Here is a 16,215-nt window from a genome sequence, read left to right as displayed (position 1 = left end):
GGGTGATGAGCAGTAGCCCGCAGACCACCCCCCGCACCGGCGGCACGCACTGGGCGCACCGCGACGCGCGTGTCGCAGAAGAGGCGCGGGAGGGGCGCGACCGCGTCCCCGGGCACACCCTCGCCCAGCGGCCGCCGGCGCGCTACGAGCCCTACCTGGACGGACTGTTCACCTACTGTCTGTCGGTGCTGTGCGACCACGACGAGGCCACCGCCGCCCTCGGTGACGTCCTCGCCCTGGCCGAGCGGCGCGGACCGCGCGTCCCCGCGGCCGCCGCCGACCGCAGGGCCTGGCTGTACGCGCTGGCCCGCTGGGCGTGTCTACGCAAGCTGGCCGAGGCCAAGCAGAAACGTCAGGCCACCCACGCGGCGGGCCGTTCCCCGGGCGCGAGCAGGGTCCCCGAGCAGTCGGTGGCCCCGGAGGTCCAGGAGCGGCGCCGCCGCGAACTGGCCCTGCTGGCCTGGCCGGAAGCGGCCGGTACGACCCCTGAGCAGCGCGAGGCCCTGGAGCTGGCCGTCCGCCACCACCTGGCCGCGCACGAGGTCGCCGCCGTCCTCGGCATGGAACCCGCCACCGCGCGCGATCTGCTCGCGACCGCCGCCTGCGAGGTCGAGCGCACCCGCGCGGCCCTCGCCGTCGTCCAGACCGGCGGCTGCCCCGGCGTGGCCCACCTCACGGGGGACGACCGGCTCGTCCTCAGCACCGCCCTGCGCCGCGAGCTGGTACGGCACGTCGACGACTGTCCCCGCTGCCGCCGCACCGCCGAGCGCGCCGTCACCGGCCGCTGGCCCGGCGCCACGGTCACCCCGGCCGAGCTGCCCGTCCTCGAAGCGCCCCGCGCGGCTGTCCACATGGCCCTCGCCCATCAGCCACGTGTGCGTGGCGGGGCCGTGCCCCGCTTCGACCGGCGTGGCTTCCCGATGGACCCCAAGGACCGCGCGGCCCGCCGGGACCGGCTCCGCGCGCGTGCGGTGACGACGACGGTCGTCGCCACGGTGGTCGCCGCCCCCGTCCTGGCCCTGTGGGCGGCCTACCGGGGTGCCCCGACGGCGGAAGGCGAGGGACCCACCGCCACCGCGCGCGAGGCACAGGGCCCCGACGCCGTCGGCGGCGACCCGGCCGGCGGTTACGAGAACGCCGGGAACGCCAGCGCGAGGCCCGGCACGCGCATCGGCGAGGACGGCAAGGCGGACGTCTCCGTAGAGGTCGTCAGCGTCGCCGGGGCAGGGGAGAAGGGCACCGGACGGCTCGATGTCATCGCCGCGAACGACGGCGACACCACGCTGATCACCCTCACCGCGTCCGGGTCCTCGCCGGTCCGCTGGTCCGCGTCCACCTCGGTGCCCTGGCTCTACCTCAGCCGGTCCGGGGGAACCCTCGACCCCGGCGAAACGTTGACGATCAAGGTGTACGTCGACCACCTCCGCGAGCCCTCCGGCCACTGGCAGGCGCAGGTGGCGATCTCCCCGGCCGGCACGGTGGTCTCCATCGACGGCTACGGCACGGCCCCGACCCACCACCCCACCCCCACCCCCACCCCCACGTCCACCGCCCCCACCCCGCCCAGCACCCCACCCACCCCATCCCCGCCGCCCACCCAGTCCGCACCCCCCACGGACCCCACCCCCACCCCCACCGACCCCTCACCCCCTTCCGACTCGCCGACCCCAACCTCCCCACCCGCCTCCACCCCGGGCAGCACGCCGAGTCCTTCGGGTGACTAGGGCCTTCGGCGGATCAGCTCGGGCGATCGTGGCGGTGCTTCATCGGCGCAGGTGAGGGGCTGCAGATGCGGCTGATATCGGCGCCCTGCTGGGCAGCGGGGCGGGGCGACCGGATCTGCGGCCGAGTGGGTAGCCGGGCGAAGTGGATATCGGGGGCCGGGCACAGGGCCGGGGCCTGGAAGGCAGGACTCCGGCAGGGGCCGGATCTGGCGGGGAGGGCGGGCGGGGAAGCGAGGACGGACAGGCTGCCGCCCCCTGCGCCTCGGCAAGCGCCCGGGCCGGTCTACCGCAGCCGCCCGCACATGCTCGTCCGCTTGCCCGCAGCGGCCGGGTTCTACGGACCTACCGGGCGGGGTCCGCGGGGTGAGGGGCGAGGAGGGGGAGTTGCGAGGCCAGTCGCTGCTCGCACAGCTCGACCAGTCGGTCGTAGCCGGCCGTGCCCATCAGCTCGGTCAGCTCGGCCCGGTAGGAGACGTACACCGGCTCGCCCGCGCCGTGTGCCGACGTCGCCGACGTACACCACCAGTGCAGGTCATGGCCGCCCGGACCCCAGCCCCGGCGGTCGTACTCGCCGATGGACACCTGGAGGACCCTCGTGTCGTCGGGGCGGTCGATCCAGTCGTACGTCCGCCGGATCGGCAGCTGCCAGCACACGTCCGGCTTGGTCTCCAGCGGCTCGCGGCCCTCCTTCAGCGCCAGGATGTGCAGCGAGCAGCCCGCGCCGCCCGCGAAACCCGGCCGGTTCTGGAAGATGCACGAGCCCTGGTAGGGGCGGGTCTGGCGGGAGCCCTCGTCGTCCTCGGAGACCCAGCCGCCCCGGATGCCCTCGTCGTGGTGCTGCCAGATCTCCGGTGTGAGTCGTGCCACGTGCCCGGCGACCCGCTTCTCGTCGTCCTCGTCGGAGAAGTGCGCGCCCAGCGAGCAGCACCCGTCCGCCGCGCGGCCCGCCTGAATGCCCTGGCAGCCGCTGCCGAAGATGCAGTTCCAGCGAGAGGTCAGCCATGTCAGATCACAGCGGAAGACCTGTTCGTCGTCCGCGGGATCAGGAAACTCCACCCAGGCGCGCGCGAAGTCGAGCCCCTTCTCGTCGCTCATCTTCGGGGCCTTCTGGGACTTCTTGGACGTGGACGCCTTCGCCTGCGAAGAATCCTTCGATCCCTTGGAGGATTTGTGGTTCTTCGCCTTTTTCGTCTTTGGCACGCGTCCAGGGTAAGTGGCCGAGCCCCGCTCCGGGGACCGTGCACGGACGATCTGGCAGTAGCGTTCCGTATATGAGACTCGGTGTCCTGGACGTGGGTTCGAACACGGTGCATCTGCTGGTGGTGGACGCTCACCCCGGCGCGCGCCCGTTGCCCGCGCATTCGCACAAGGCCGACCTTCGGCTTGCCCAACTGCTCGACGACAGCGGTGCCATCGGTGACGACGGCGTGGAGAAGCTGATCGGCGTCGTACGGGAAGCGCTCCAGGCCGCCGAGGACAAGGGTGTCGAGGACCTGCTGCCGTTCGCGACCTCCGCCGTCCGGGAGGCCACCAACGCCGATGACGTCCTCGCGCGCGTGGCCGCCGAGACCGGTGTACGACTCCAGGTCCTCGCCGGCGCGGAAGAGGCCCGGCTGACCTTCCTCGCGGTCCGCCGCTGGTTCGGCTGGTCCGCCGGAAAGCTGCTGGTCCTGGACATCGGCGGCGGCTCCCTGGAGATCGCCTACGGCATAGACGAGGAGCCGGACGCCGCCGTCTCGCTGCCGCTGGGCGCCGGCCGGCTCACCTCGGGCTGGCTGCCCGAGGACCCGCCCGCCCCCGAGGGCGTGCGCACGCTGCGCCGCCACGTCCGCGCGGAGATCGCTCGCACGGTCGGCGAGTTCAGCCGCTTCGGCGCCCCCGACCATGTGGTCGCCACGTCCAAGACCTTCAAGCAGCTCGCCCGTATCGCGGGCGCCGCCCGCAGCGCCGACGGCCTCTACGTCCAGCGTGAGCTGAAGCGCGAGTCCCTGGAGGCCTGGGTTCCGCGCCTGGCCTCCATGACCGCCGACCAGCGCAGCGAACTCCCCGGCGTCTCGGACGGCAGGGCGGGTCAGCTCGTCGCCGGCGCCCTGGTGGCCGAGGCCGCGATGGATCTCTTCGGCGTGGAGAGCCTCGAAGTCTGTCCGTGGGCGCTGCGCGAGGGCGTCATCCTCCGGCGCCTCGATCACATGGGGAGCGCGTAGCGCTCCGCAGGGGGCGCGGCGGCGCGGGGGGCGCGGGGGACGGCGCGCGTGAGCACAACCAGCCGACGTCCGCCCGAATGGCAAAGCTCACAACGGCGAACAGGCACCCAACACCGGTACCACCCCACGCCGTAAGGTGACGGACGTGGCTGAACCAACGGACGTGCGAATCGCGCTGTCGACGGCCTCCGTCTACCCGGAGTCCACGGCGACGGCCTTCGAGATCGCCGCGCGCCTCGGGTACGACGGTGTCGAGGTCATGGTGTGGACCGACCCGGTCAGCCAGGACATCGAGGCGCTGCGCCGTCTGTCGGACTACCACGGGGTTCCGATCCTGGCGGTGCACGCCCCCTGTCTGCTGATCACCCAGCGGGTCTGGTCGACGGACCCCTGGGTCAAGCTGCAGCGCGCCCGTGCGGCCGCCGAGAAACTGGGCGCCTCCACCGTCGTCGTGCACCCGCCCTTCCGCTGGCAGCGGCAGTACGCGCGCGACTTCGTCGAGGGGATCTGGCGGATGGCGGACGAGACGGACGTCCGGTTCGCCGTCGAGAACATGTACCCGTGGCGCTACCGCGATCGCGAAATGCTCGCCTACGCCCCCGACTGGGATGTCACCCAGCACGACTACCGGCACTTCACGATCGACCTCAGCCATACGTCGACCGCCCGCGCGGACGCCCTGGACATGATCGGCCGCATGGGCGACCGCCTCGGCCATGTGCACCTCGCCGACGGGCGGGGCTCGGCCAAGGACGAGCACCTGGTGCCCGGCCGCGGCAGCCAGCCCTGCGCCGAGCTGCTGGAGCATCTGACCCTCTCCGGCTTCGACGGCCATGTCGTCATCGAGGTCAACACCCGGCGTGCGATGTCCAACGCCGAGCGCGAGGCCGACCTCGCCGAGGCCCTGGCCTTCACCCGCAAACACCTGGCGTCGGCGGTACGGGTGCCCCGGCCATGACGGACGACATCGACGGCACGTACGACACAGACGGCATGGGCGACACGGGCGACACGAACGGCATGGGCGACACGGGCGACACGACGGACATGGGGCCGCCCGCCCGCAGGAGAGGCAGGCCGCCGCGCGCGGAGTCCGCCGACACCCGCGACCGCATCCTCACCGCGGCCCGCGGGGAGTTCTCCGAGCGCGGTTACGAGAAGACGTCCGTGCGCGGCATCGCCAAGGCGGCCGGTGTCGACTCCGCGCTGGTCCACCACTACTTCGGCACCAAGGAGCAGGTCTTCGAGGCGGCCGTCGCCGTGGCCTTCGCGCCCGCGCTGGACGCGCCGAACGCGATCGCCGACGGTCCGCTGGAGGGGGCGGGGGAACGGATGACCCGCTTCGTCTTCGGGATCTGGGAGAACCCCACGACCCGCACCCCGCTGCTCGCCATCGTCCGCTCGGCCGTCAACAACGACACCGCGGCCGCCGTGTTCCGCCGGCTGATCGCCGCCCAGCTGCTGCGCCGGGTCGCCGCCCAGGTGGAGCTGCCGGACCCGGAGCTGCGCGCCGAGCTGGCCGCCGCCCAGCTGGTGGGTGCGGCGCTGATGCGTTACGTGATCAAACTGGAGCCGCTGGCCTCGGCGGACCTGGAACAGATCATCGCGCGCGTCGCCCCCGTCGTACAGCACCACCTCACGGACCGGTGAAGACCCTCGGACCGGAGAGGACCCTGGGACCTGTGAGGACCCTCGGACCGATGAGCCCCACGGCTCGGTGAAACGCGCGTCCCGCATTCCGGACAACCGTGTCCAGCGTTTGGAGCACCGGCGTACGCTCGACCGTACAGCCAGAACTCTCTGGCAGTAGGTCTTCGTAGGTCTTCGAAGGAGCGAGCGACGATGCCCGAGCTGAGGTCCCGCACAGTCACCCACGGCCGCAACATGGCGGGCGCCCGCGCCCTGATGCGCGCCTCCGGTGTACCCGGTGCGGACATCGGCCGGAAGCCGATCATCGCGGTCGCGAACTCCTTCACCGAGTTCGTGCCGGGCCACACCCACCTCCAGCCGGTCGGCCGGATCGTCAGCGAGGCGATCACGGAGGCGGGCGGCATCCCGCGCGAGTTCAACACGATCGCCGTGGACGACGGCATCGCGATGGGCCACGGCGGCATGCTCTACTCCCTGCCCTCCCGCGACCTGATCGCGGACAGCGTGGAGTACATGGTGGAGGCCCACTGCGCCGACGCCCTGGTCTGCATCTCCAACTGCGACAAGATCACCCCGGGCATGCTGCTGGCGGCCCTGCGCCTGAACATCCCGACGGTCTTCGTCTCCGGCGGCCCCATGGAGTCCGGCCGCGCCACCCTCGTGGACGGCACGGTCCGCACCCTCGACCTGGTCGACGCGATCTCCGACGCCGTCAACGACAAGATCTCCGACGAGGACATCCTCCGTATCGAGGAGAGCGCCTGCCCGACCTGCGGCAGCTGTTCCGGCATGTTCACCGCCAACTCGATGAACTGCCTGACCGAGGCCATCGGCCTCTCCCTGCCCGGCAACGGCTCGGTCCTCGCCACCCACACCGCGCGGGGGCAGCTCTACGTCGACGCGGCCCGCACGGTCATGGACATCACCCGGCGCTACTACGGCGAGGACGACGAGTCGGTCCTCCCGCGGGGCGTCGCCACCTTCCAGGCCTTCGAGAACGCCATGGCCCTGGACATCGCGATGGGCGGCTCCACCAACACGATCCTGCACCTGCTGGCCGCCGCCCAGGAGGCAGGTGTCCCCTTCGGCCTGGAGCAGATCGACGCCGTCTCGCGCCGGGTGCCGTGTCTGGCGAAGGTGGCTCCCAACGTCGCGAAGAACCGCACGTACTACATGGAGGACGTGCACCGCGCCGGCGGCATCCCCGCCCTGCTCGGCGAACTGCACCGGGCCGGTCTGCTCAACGAGGACGTGCACGCGGTCCACAGCCCCTCCCTCGCGGACTGGCTGAAGACCTGGGACGTCCGCGGCGGCTCCCCGTCCCCCGAGGCGGTCGAGCTGTGGCACGCGGCCCCGGGCTGTGTCCGCTCCGCCGAGGCCTTCTCCCAGTCCGAGCGCTGGGAGTCCCTGGACGACGACGCCGAGGGCGGCTGCATCCGCTCCGCCGAGCACGCCTATTCCAAGGACGGCGGCCTCGCGGTCCTCAAGGGCAACCTGGCGGCCGACGGCTGTGTGGTGAAGACGGCCGGCGTGGACGAGTCGATCTGGACCTTCGAGGGCCCGGCCGTCGTCTGCGAGTCCCAGGAGGAGGCCGTCCAGCGCATCCTCACCCAGGAGGTCAAGGACGGCGACGTCGTCGTCATCCGCTACGAGGGCCCCAAGGGCGGCCCCGGTATGCAGGAGATGCTGTATCCGACCTCGTATCTGAAGGGCCGCGGCCTCGGCAAGACCTGCGCCCTGATCACCGACGGCCGCTTCTCCGGCGGCACGTCCGGTCTCTCCATCGGCCACGCCTCCCCAGAGGCGGCCTCCGGCGGCACCATCGCCCTGGTCCGGGACGGCGACCGCATCCGCATCGACATCCCGAACCGCACGATCGAGCTGCTGGTCGACGAGGCGGAGCTGGCCCGCCGCGAGCAGGCCCTGGACGGCGTCTACGCCCCCGGGAACCGCGACCGCAAGGTCTCGGCCGCCCTGCGCGCCTACGCCGCGATGGCGACCAGCGCCGACAAGGGCGCGGTCCGCGACGTGACCAAGCTGGGCTGACCCGGCCGTAGAACAAGCTGGGCCGACCCGGCCGTAGAAGGGGCCGCCTCCCACCGGGGGCGGCCCCTCCCGTCTGTCGTGAGCCTGACTGCCGTGGGCCTGCCTGTCGCGGGCCCGTCTGCCGTGGGCCTGTCTGCCGTGGGCCGTCACGCCCGGGACGGTGTGCCGGTGTGCGCCTCACCAACCGGCCGGGTCGTGCGCGGCGACGCCGAACACCGTCCCGTCGGGGGCGCTGGCGTAGACATGGCCGTCGACGACCACAGGGGCCGGCAGGTCGGCGGTGACCTTGTCCGCGTCGGTGCCGAGCCGCGGCCGGGTCTGCCCCACCAGCCGGCCGTCGCGCGCGTCCATCGCCAGCAGGCGTCCGTCGGCCGCCGTGAAGTACACGTGCTCACCGTCGCCGACCGGGGCCGAACCCCGGCTGACGGAGGTCTCGATGTGCCACAGCAGTTTGCCGGCGTTCAGGTCGACCGCCTCCAGCGAACCGCCCGTGGCCAGCAGATAGACCATGTCACCGTGCGTGCCGGCCTGCGGGGTCAGCTGTGGCACCGGCAGCACCACTCGGCGTGACGTCTTCGAGGCCGGCGTGTAGCGGACCACGGCGTCCGTCTCCCCGGTCGCCCGGTCGACGGACAGCAGGACCAGGGACGTGCCCTGGTTGCCGACGGGCTTCAGCACCCCCTTCAGGGAGGCCGTCCAGCGCACGGCACCGCTCTCGGGATCCACCGCGGTGACGAGGGTGCGGGTGCCGTCCCGGGACGCGGTGGTCGCGTAGGCCAGCGGGTCCCCGGGGAACGAGGCGAGAGACGGCGTGGCGGACCCCGGCAGCGGCCGGCTCCACTTCGTACGGCCCGACCCGGGGTCCACAGCGGTGATGGTGCCGCCGGCGCCGGTGAGCAGGGGAGTGCGGCCGGCGTAGTGGACCGCTGTGCCGTCGGGCAGCGGCCGCTTCCACCGTTCCTTGCCGGAGTACAGGTCGAATGCCTCCAGCACCGTGCTGCCGTCCGTGCTGAGCTGCACGACAGAGCCCGAGAGGACCGGCGGTCCGCTGACCGGCTCGGCGGCGACGGAGTGCCGCCACAGCAGTTTTCCGCCGGACAGGGAGAGCGCGTAGACCGCGCCGGGCCGCGTACACAGCAACCTGCCCGCGCCGTACGAACACTGCGGCATCCCCGCCCCCGTCGGCGCCGGCCTGGCCGCCCAGGAGCTGAACACGGCGGCCTTGGTGTGCGGGGCCGTGCCCGCCGGAGCGGGGCCGTCTTTTCCCACCAGCTGTACGCAGGCCAGCGCGGCGGCCACGACGAGGCCGAACGCCCCGGCGCTGATGGCCACCTTCCGGCCGACGCGCCGCCTGACCTGCGACTTCGGCCGCTCAGCACCGGACTCCGAGGCCGGCCCGCCGCCGGCCGGCTCGGCTCGCTCGTCGCCCGCCCGCTCGGCCGGCTCGTCGCCCGTCGGCTCGTTACCCGACTGCTGAGCCGGCTCGTTGCCCGACCGCTGAGCCGGCTCGCCGCTCGACCGCTGGGCCGGTATGAACGCCTGGGTGTCGTACGAGGCCGCCGTCGTGCGCAGCTCCCGCATGAGTTCATCGGGGGTCGGCCGGTCCTCCGGCTCCTTGGCGAGGCACCGCAGCACCAGCGGCGCGATGTCCTCCGGCACACCGGTGAGGTCCGGTTCGTCATGCACGACCTGGTAGGCGACGACGTACGGGCTGTCGGAGTCGAAGGGCCCGCGCCCGGTCGCCGCGTGCACCATCACCGAGCCGAGCGCGAAGAGGTCGGCGGCGGGCCCCACCTCGCGCGGCCGCCGGAACTGCTCGGGCGCCATGAAAGGCGGAGTGCCGATCAACTTGCCCGTCTCGGTGCGCAGTTCGCTGTCCTTCGGCCGGGAGATACCGAAGTCGATCACCTTTGGTCCGTCCTCGGCCAGCAGCACGTTGCTCGGCTTGAGGTCCCGGTGTACGACCCCGACCCGGTGGATGTCGCGCAGTGCCTCGGCGAGGCCCGCCATCAGCCGGCGCAGCTGCGCCGGAGCCATCGCCCCGTTCCGCTTCACCTCGTCGGACAGCGTCGGGCCAGGGATGAACAGCGTGGCCATCCAGGGCCGTTCGGCATTCGGATCGGCGTCGACGACGGGCGCGGTGAAGGCCCCGCTGACCTTTCGGGCGGCCGCCACCTCCTGCCGGAAACGCCCCCTGAACTCGGGATCCCTGGCGAACTCGGCGTGTACGACCTTGACCGCGAGCTTCATCCCCGAGGTGCTGCGGGCCAGATGGACGACCCCCATGCCACCCGAGCCCAGACGTGCCTGAAGACGATAGTGACCGGCGTACTCGGGAAGTTCCGCTTCCGCGCCCGCTCCCGTGTTCCTGCGTGGCGTCATGCGACCACCCCCGTGCTGTTCGTCCGCGCGCGCGACGCACGGAGCCTAGTCGATGACTCGTGCGAGACAGAGGCGGCTTGCTAGCCTTCGCGCGCGAGTCGCGCACAGATGTTTCGTGACGCGTCTTCGGGGAACGAGCGGTGCCCATGGCAAGCATGGGACGCGAGGGGGAAGGTTTCATATGTCTGTTGACCGAGTCGAAGAGGCGGCCGGGACCGGCGCCGACTCCGAGGCCATGACGGCGGAGTCCGCCGTCCGTACCTACGCGGTCGCTCCGGGCGTCCGGCTGAACGTCCGCAACGGCCCCGGCACCAGCTACGGCATCGTGCGCGTCCTGCCCGAGGGCACCCGCGTCCCGATCTTCTGCCAGACCCCGGGCACGCAGGTCAGCGGACCGTACGGCACCTCCAGCATCTGGGACAACATCGACAACGGCGAGTACGTCTCCGACGCCTACATCCAGACCGGCACCGACGGCTACGTCGCCGCGCGCTGCGCCTGACCCCGCCGGGAGCCCGCCCGTGTCCGCCGCCATAATCGTTCCGTGAGCGACGAAACCGGCACCCCGGACACCCCGGCGGGCTCCTCGGACGGCGCGGCCCCGAGCGGTGGCCCCCGCCCCGAGCCCCTGCGCTTCTTCGGCACCACCTGGGTGAACCACGACAACGGCTACGCCGCCCGCCGGGCCGGCGTCGCCATCGGCTCCCTCGTCGCGGCCGTCGCCTCCTGTCTGGTCCTCCGCCTCGCCTACGAAGGCATCCAGATCGCCGACACCGGCTCCTTCGTGACCGTACTGATCATCGCCATGTTCGCGATCTGCAGCGCGCTCGCCTTCCGCAACACCCTGGAAGGCTTCGGCAAGCGCCACGACCCGCAGCGCCAGGCCTCCCTGCGCGGCCTGCTCGCCATCGGCTTCGTCGGCTCCCTCCTCGCCTACTTCTTCCGCTCGCTCACCGAGGCCCCGGGCGAGAAGCTGCACCGCGAGGAGTACGAGAAGGCCCGCGAGGCCTACGACCGCCGCTCCTCCCGCCGCACCGGCAACCCCTCGAAGAAGAAGCGCCGCAGCTGACCCCCTGCGCCCCTCCGAAAGCCGCGCCCCGGCCCCTGCCCGGCCCCAGCGGTGGCATGGCGCTCCGATCCGCTCCCGAAAACGCGCTGTCGTCATCACCCCGTCCTGTCCACGATGTCCGTATGACCACGACACGACCTCCCTCGCGCGCGGCCCGCGCACGCTCCTTCGACTCGGCCGCCGCCCAGTACGCCGCGAACCGCCCCTCCTACCCGCCCGCCCTCTTCGACGCCGTCGAGGAACTGGCCGGCCGCTCCCTCTCCGGTGCCCGGGTCGTGGACGTCGGTGCCGGTACGGGCATCGCGACCGCCCTCCTGCGCGACCGCGGTGCCGACGTCCTCGCCGTCGAACCCGGCGAGGGCATGGCCGCCGAGTTCCGGCGCGGGCTGCCGGATCTTCCGCTCGTCCTCGGCAACGGCAACGCCCTCCCCGTCCCCGACGCCCGCGCCGACTTCGTCACCTACGCCCAGGCCTGGCACTGGACCGACACCGCCCGCTCGGTGCCGGAGGTGCTGCGGGTGCTGCGGCCGGGCGGTGCGCTGGCGGTGTGGTGGAACACCGACGCGCTCGACCTCGACTGGATCGCCGAGGCCGCCGACCGCAAGGGCCGCTTCTTCGGCGTGGACATCGCCGCCGAGAAGCGCAGGGCCGGCGAGCGCCTTGACCTGGCCGACCCCAGTGGGCGCCTGGACTTCGCCCGCCGTGACATCCGCTGGAGCCGCCGCGTCCCGGTCGACACCCATCTCGCCAACATCGGCAGCCACTCGGCCTTCCTCGTCGCACCGCGGGAACGCAGGACCGCCTTCCTGGAAGAGGAGCGCACCCATCTGCTCAAGGTCTTCCCGGACGGCATCGTCGAGGAGACCTACGATGTGCTCCTCCTCGTCGCCATCAAGCCCTGACCTGGGCGACGTTCCCCCGAAAGCGGCGGCCGGGTGCCTACCCGGCCGCCGCTGCCGTGTCCGCACCCGCCCGCACCGGCACGCCCCGTCGGCCACCGCCACGCGCCCCTTGACGTCCGACGCCCCTCGGCAGATTATTCATCGCATGATGAATTATTCGCCGGACCCACCGAGCGAACCCCTCACCGCCGGCGCGAGCGCCACCACCCGCACCGCCGTCCAGGCCGACGACCTCACCGTCGTCCGCGGCCCCCGTACCGTCCTGCACCACCTCCGCTTCACCGTCCCTCGCGGCCAGATCACCGGCCTGCTCGGCCCCTCCGGCTGCGGCAAATCCACCCTCATGCGCGCCGTCGTCGGCACCCAGGCCAAGGTCACCGGCACCCTGAACGTCCTCGGCCACCCCGCCGGCCACCCCACCCTGCGCAGCCGCATCGGCTATGTCACCCAAGCCCCCTCCGTCTACGACGATCTGACCATTCGTCAGAATCTGGAGTACTTCGCCGCGATCCTCGACCCGGGCCGCGCCTCGGCCGACCGCCGCCACGAACACGTCACCCGGGCCATCGCCGACGTCGACCTCACCAGCCACGCCGACGCCCTCGCCGGCAACCTCTCCGGCGGCCAGCGCAACCGGGTCTCACTCGCCGTGGCCCTCCTCGGAACCCCGGAACTCCTCGTCCTGGACGAACCCACGGTCGGCCTCGACCCCGTACTGCGCCGCGACCTGTGGCACCTCTTCCACGACATCGCCGCCACTCGCGGCGCCACCCTCCTCGTCTCCTCCCACGTCATGGACGAGGCCGAGCGCTGCCATCGCCTCCTCCTCATGCGCGAGGGCGAGATCCTCGCCGACGACACCCCCGACGCCCTGCGCACCCGCACCGGCACCGACACCGTCGAAGCCGCGTTCCTCCGCCTCGTCGACGAGGCCACCGCCGCGGACCGCACCCAGGCGCCGACCCGCCACACCCAGGAGCCGACCCGATGAGTACGACTGCCCCCGTCGCCCCCACCGGCGCGCTCAACCCCTCCCGCACCACCGCCACCGCGGCCCGGGTCCTGCGCCAGCTCCGGCACGACCCGCGCACGATCGCGCTGATGATCCTCGTCCCGTGCCTGATGCTGATCCTGCTGCGCTACGTCTTCGACGCCAGCCCCCGCACCTTCGACAACATCGGCGCATCCCTGCTCGGCATCTTCCCGCTGATCACGATGTTCCTGGTCACCTCCATCGCCACCCTGCGCGAACGCACCTCCGGCACCCTCGAACGCCTCCTCGCCATGCCCCTCGGCAAGGCCGACCTCATCGCCGGCTACGCCCTGGCCTTCGGCACCATCGCCATCGTCCAGTCCGCCCTCGCCACCGGACTCGCGCTGTGGGTGCTCGGCCTCGACGTCACCGGCTCACCCTGGCTGCTCCTTCTTGTCGCCCTCCTCGACGCCCTGCTCGGCACGGCCCTCGGTCTCTTCGTCTCGGCCTTCGCGGCCTCGGAATTCCAGGCGGTCCAGTTCATGCCCGCGGTGATCTTTCCCCAGCTCCTCCTCTGCGGCCTCTTCACTCCCCGGTCCGACATGCACCCCGCCCTCACGGCCGTCTCCGACGTGCTGCCGATGTCGTACGCCGTCGACGGCATGAACCAGGTCCTCCATCACACCGACACGACCGCGACCTTCGTACGAGACATCCTGATCGTGGCCGGCTGCGCGCTGCTCGTCCTGGCCCTGGGCGCGGCCACCCTCCGGCGCCGCACCTCCTGACCGGCCCGCGTCCCGTCTGCCGGACAACCGCCCGCACCCCACCGACCCGGTGCGAGGATGACCCCATGAGCCAGAAAGTCGCAGTCCTCGGCACCGGCAAGATCGGCGAAGCCCTGCTCAGCGGAATGATCCGGGCCGGCTGGGCTCCCGCCGACCTCCTGGTCACCGCCCGCCGCCCCGAGCGCGCCGAAGAACTCCGCACCCGCCACGGAGTCACCCCGGTCACCAACGCCGAGGCAGCCAAGACCGCCGACACTCTCATCCTCACGGTCAAGCCGCAGGACATGGGCACCCTCGTGGACGAGCTGGCCCCGCACGTCCCCGCCGACCGCCTGATCATCAGCGGTGCCGCCGGTATCCCCACCTCCTTCTTCGAGGAGCGCCTGACCGCAGGCACCCCGGTCGTCCGTGTCATGACCAACACCCCGGCCCTTGTCGACGAGGCCATGTCCGTCATCTCCGCCGGCAGCCACGCCACCGAGGCCCATGTCGCGCACGCCGAGGAGATCTTCGGCGCCGTCGGCAAGACACTCCGTGTCCCCGAGAACCAGCAGGACGCCTGCACCGCCCTGTCCGGCTCCGGCCCCGCGTACTTCTTCTATCTGGTCGAGGCCATGACCGACGCCGGCATCCTGCTCGGCCTGCCCCGCGACAAGGCCCACGACCTCATCGTCCAGTCCGCCATCGGCGCCGCCGTGATGCTCCGCGACAGCGGTGAACACCCCGTCAAGCTGCGCGAGAACGTCACCTCCCCGGCCGGCACGACCATCAACGCCATCCGCGAACTGGAGAACCACGGCGTCCGAGCCGCCCTCATCGCAGCCCTCGAAGCCGCCCGCGACCGCAGCCGCGAACTCGCCTCCGGCAAGAAGGACTGACTGACCCGGTGCGGGCCCGCACGCACGGGCCCGCACAGGCAGTCCCTAACGATGGGCCGCGCTCAACGCGCTATCGAACACCGGCGGCAACAGACCGATCGCCCGATACGCCGCGTCGACGGTCGGCCGGGCCATCGCCCTCGCCTTCTCCGCACCATCCCGCAGCACCCCCTCCACAAAGGCAGGATCCGCGCACAGTTCCCTGTGCCTGGCCTGTACGGGCCTGAGGACCTCGACCACGGCGTCCGCGGTGTCCTTCTTCAAAGCGCCGTACGAGTCGTAAACGCCTGCCAGTGACTCAGGGTTCCCGCCTGTGCACGCAGCGAGAATCTCCAACAGATTCGCGACCCCGGGCCGCCCCTCCCGGTCGTACTCCACGTCCCGGCCGCTGTCGGTGACGGCACGCATGACCTTCTTCCGCACGTCGTCCGGCTCGTCGAGGAGATAGACGACCCCCAGACCGGAGTCGTCGGACTTCCCCATCTTCGCCGTCGGGTTCTGCAGGTTCATCACCCGCGCCGCCACCCCCGGACGGGTTGCCTTCGGCACCACGAACGTGTGCCCGTACCGCTGGTTGAACCGCACCGCCAGATCCCGCGCCAGCTCGACATGCTGCACCTGGTCGTCACCGACCGGCACCTCGCCGGCGCCGTACGCCAGGATGTCCGCCGCCATCAGCACCGGATACGTCAGCAGCGACAGCCGGACGCCCGCCCCGCGCTCCTGCTGCCGCGCGACCTTCTCCTTGTACTGGATCATCCGCCGCATCTCACCGTCGGACGCCACGCACTCCAGCAGATACGACAGCCTCGTGTGCTCGTCGACATGGCTCTGCAGGAACACGGTGCACACCGCGGGATCGAGTCCGGCCGCCAGCATCAGCGTCGCGGTCTGCCGGCTGAGCCTGCGCAATCGCGCCGGATCCTGGTCCACGGTCAGCGCATGCAGATCCACGACACAGAACAGCGCGTCAGCCTGATGCTGGTCCGTCTCCACCCAGCGCCGCAGGGCTCCCAGGTAGTTGCCCAGGGTCAGGTGCCCGGTCGGCTGGATCCCGCTGAATACCCGTGTCATCTTCACTCCACCTCCTGGTCGGGACCGCCGCTTCTGCGGCCGTCCCCCGGAGTCCGGAGGAGAAACGAGAACGGCCGCCGAGGCGGCGGCCGTTGGATGCATACGTGAGTCCGGCCGCCGTCAGGCGGCCCACCAAAGCTGGGTACACGTACGCGTCGTCATGGGGCCCAGAGTACGCCCTCGGGGCGCCCCGGGGACAAGAGTTGACACGCCCCACGCCCGTACGTAATGTTCTCCGGGTTGTCCGACGTGAGCGCCGATCTCGGTCGGTCCCCGGACAGCCACTCCGCAGGTACCCAGCAGCAATCGACGCAACGGCGCCGAGTGCTTTGCTGTGCGTATTTGCGAAATGAGGAATCCGCGTTCGAAAGGACAGCAGCCCCCGATTAGCTCGGGAGCATGGAATCCGCTAAAGTCTCACTCGTCGGAACGGCCCAGCGGCCGGGAAGACAAACCCCGCTGACTGGGGATCAGACGCCGAAAGGATCTGATAGAGTCGGAACCGCCGGAAAGGAAACCGCGAGA

Annotated in this window: 14 protein-coding genes; 11 read left to right on the top strand and 3 right to left on the bottom strand. The window is 71.7% G+C overall.

The annotated features are described in order from the left end of the window. The first annotated feature begins 5 nt into the window (after positions 1 to 5). Entirely contained in the window at positions 6 to 1,724 is a 1,719-nt protein-coding gene (locus IE277_RS24860; RefSeq protein ID WP_444544844.1) for a BACON domain-containing protein, read from the top strand. Positions 1,725 to 2,066: 342 nt separating this feature from the next. Here the strand turns inward: IE277_RS24860 and IE277_RS24855 are convergent, their stop codons facing one another. Then, positions 2,067 to 2,924: a DUF3109 family protein gene (locus tag IE277_RS24855; protein ID WP_189955913.1), complete on the bottom strand. Its 858-nt coding sequence runs from the start codon at positions 2,922 to 2,924 to the stop codon at positions 2,067 to 2,069. A 71-nt stretch (positions 2,925 to 2,995) separates the two neighbouring features. Here IE277_RS24855 and IE277_RS24850 point away from each other — a divergent pair, with 71 nt between their 5' ends. The 4 genes from IE277_RS24850 to ilvD all read left to right on the top strand — a co-directional run bounded on the left by IE277_RS24850 (position 2,996) and on the right by ilvD (position 7,624). Beyond that, on the top strand, positions 2,996 to 3,928 hold the full coding sequence (locus IE277_RS24850; RefSeq protein ID WP_189955912.1) for a Ppx/GppA family phosphatase: 933 nt from the start codon (positions 2,996 to 2,998) through the stop codon (positions 3,926 to 3,928). 136 nt (positions 3,929 to 4,064) lie between these two features. Further along, entirely contained in the window at positions 4,065 to 4,886 is an 822-nt protein-coding gene (locus tag IE277_RS24845) for a sugar phosphate isomerase/epimerase family protein (protein ID WP_373310863.1), read from the top strand. 62 nt (positions 4,887 to 4,948) lie between these two features. Next, positions 4,949 to 5,578 (top strand): TetR/AcrR family transcriptional regulator, encoded by a 630-nt coding sequence (locus tag IE277_RS24840; RefSeq protein WP_373310867.1) that lies wholly within the window; start codon positions 4,949 to 4,951, stop codon positions 5,576 to 5,578. A gap of 192 nt (positions 5,579 to 5,770) precedes the next feature. Further along, positions 5,771 to 7,624, top strand: a complete 1,854-nt coding sequence (ilvD, locus tag IE277_RS24835) for a dihydroxy-acid dehydratase (protein WP_189955910.1) — start codon at positions 5,771 to 5,773, stop codon at positions 7,622 to 7,624. 177 nt (positions 7,625 to 7,801) lie between these two features. Here ilvD and IE277_RS24830 read toward each other — a convergent pair whose 3' ends face one another. Further along, a complete protein-coding gene (locus tag IE277_RS24830; protein ID WP_189955909.1) occupies positions 7,802 to 10,006 on the bottom strand; it encodes a serine/threonine-protein kinase in 2,205 nt (734 codons plus the stop codon). A gap of 181 nt (positions 10,007 to 10,187) precedes the next feature. On the opposite strand from IE277_RS24830, the gene IE277_RS24825 reads away from it, so the two are divergent. The 6 genes from IE277_RS24825 (at position 10,188) to proC (ending at position 14,616) form a co-directional block, all read left to right on the top strand. Then, the gene (locus tag IE277_RS24825; RefSeq protein ID WP_189955908.1) at positions 10,188 to 10,508 is read left to right on the top strand and encodes an SH3 domain-containing protein; all 321 of its coding nucleotides are present in this window, start codon (positions 10,188 to 10,190) and stop codon (positions 10,506 to 10,508) included. 42 nt (positions 10,509 to 10,550) lie between these two features. After that, a complete protein-coding gene (locus tag IE277_RS24820; protein ID WP_189955907.1) occupies positions 10,551 to 11,075 on the top strand; it encodes an EamA/RhaT family transporter in 525 nt (174 codons plus the stop codon). Positions 11,076 to 11,197: 122 nt separating this feature from the next. After that, the gene (locus IE277_RS24815) at positions 11,198 to 11,977 is read left to right on the top strand and encodes a class I SAM-dependent methyltransferase (protein ID WP_189955906.1); all 780 of its coding nucleotides are present in this window, start codon (positions 11,198 to 11,200) and stop codon (positions 11,975 to 11,977) included. A gap of 145 nt (positions 11,978 to 12,122) precedes the next feature. Beyond that, positions 12,123 to 12,968 carry an ABC transporter ATP-binding protein gene (locus IE277_RS24810; RefSeq protein ID WP_189955905.1) on the top strand — a complete coding sequence of 282 codons (846 nt, stop codon included), beginning with the start codon at positions 12,123 to 12,125 and terminating at the stop codon, positions 12,966 to 12,968. Beyond that, positions 12,965 to 13,738 (top strand): ABC transporter permease, encoded by a 774-nt coding sequence (locus IE277_RS24805; RefSeq protein WP_189955904.1) that lies wholly within the window; start codon positions 12,965 to 12,967, stop codon positions 13,736 to 13,738. The genes IE277_RS24810 and IE277_RS24805 overlap by 4 nt, the downstream gene beginning before the upstream one ends. A gap of 65 nt (positions 13,739 to 13,803) precedes the next feature. Continuing rightward, the gene (gene proC / locus IE277_RS24800) at positions 13,804 to 14,616 is read left to right on the top strand and encodes a pyrroline-5-carboxylate reductase (RefSeq protein WP_189955903.1); all 813 of its coding nucleotides are present in this window, start codon (positions 13,804 to 13,806) and stop codon (positions 14,614 to 14,616) included. A 45-nt stretch (positions 14,617 to 14,661) separates the two neighbouring features. On the opposite strand, the gene trpS is transcribed toward proC, so the two are convergent. Continuing rightward, positions 14,662 to 15,690, bottom strand: a complete 1,029-nt coding sequence (gene trpS / locus IE277_RS24795; RefSeq protein ID WP_189955902.1) for a tryptophan--tRNA ligase — start codon at positions 15,688 to 15,690, stop codon at positions 14,662 to 14,664. Positions 15,691 to 16,215 lie beyond the last annotated feature (525 nt).

It is taken from the genome of Streptomyces alanosinicus, assembly GCF_014650595.1.
Taxonomy (GTDB): Bacteria; Actinomycetota; Actinomycetes; order Streptomycetales; family Streptomycetaceae; genus Streptomyces; species Streptomyces alanosinicus.
The sequence above is the reverse complement of the archived record's forward strand: the minus strand, read 5'-3'. Positions and strand labels throughout refer to the sequence as shown.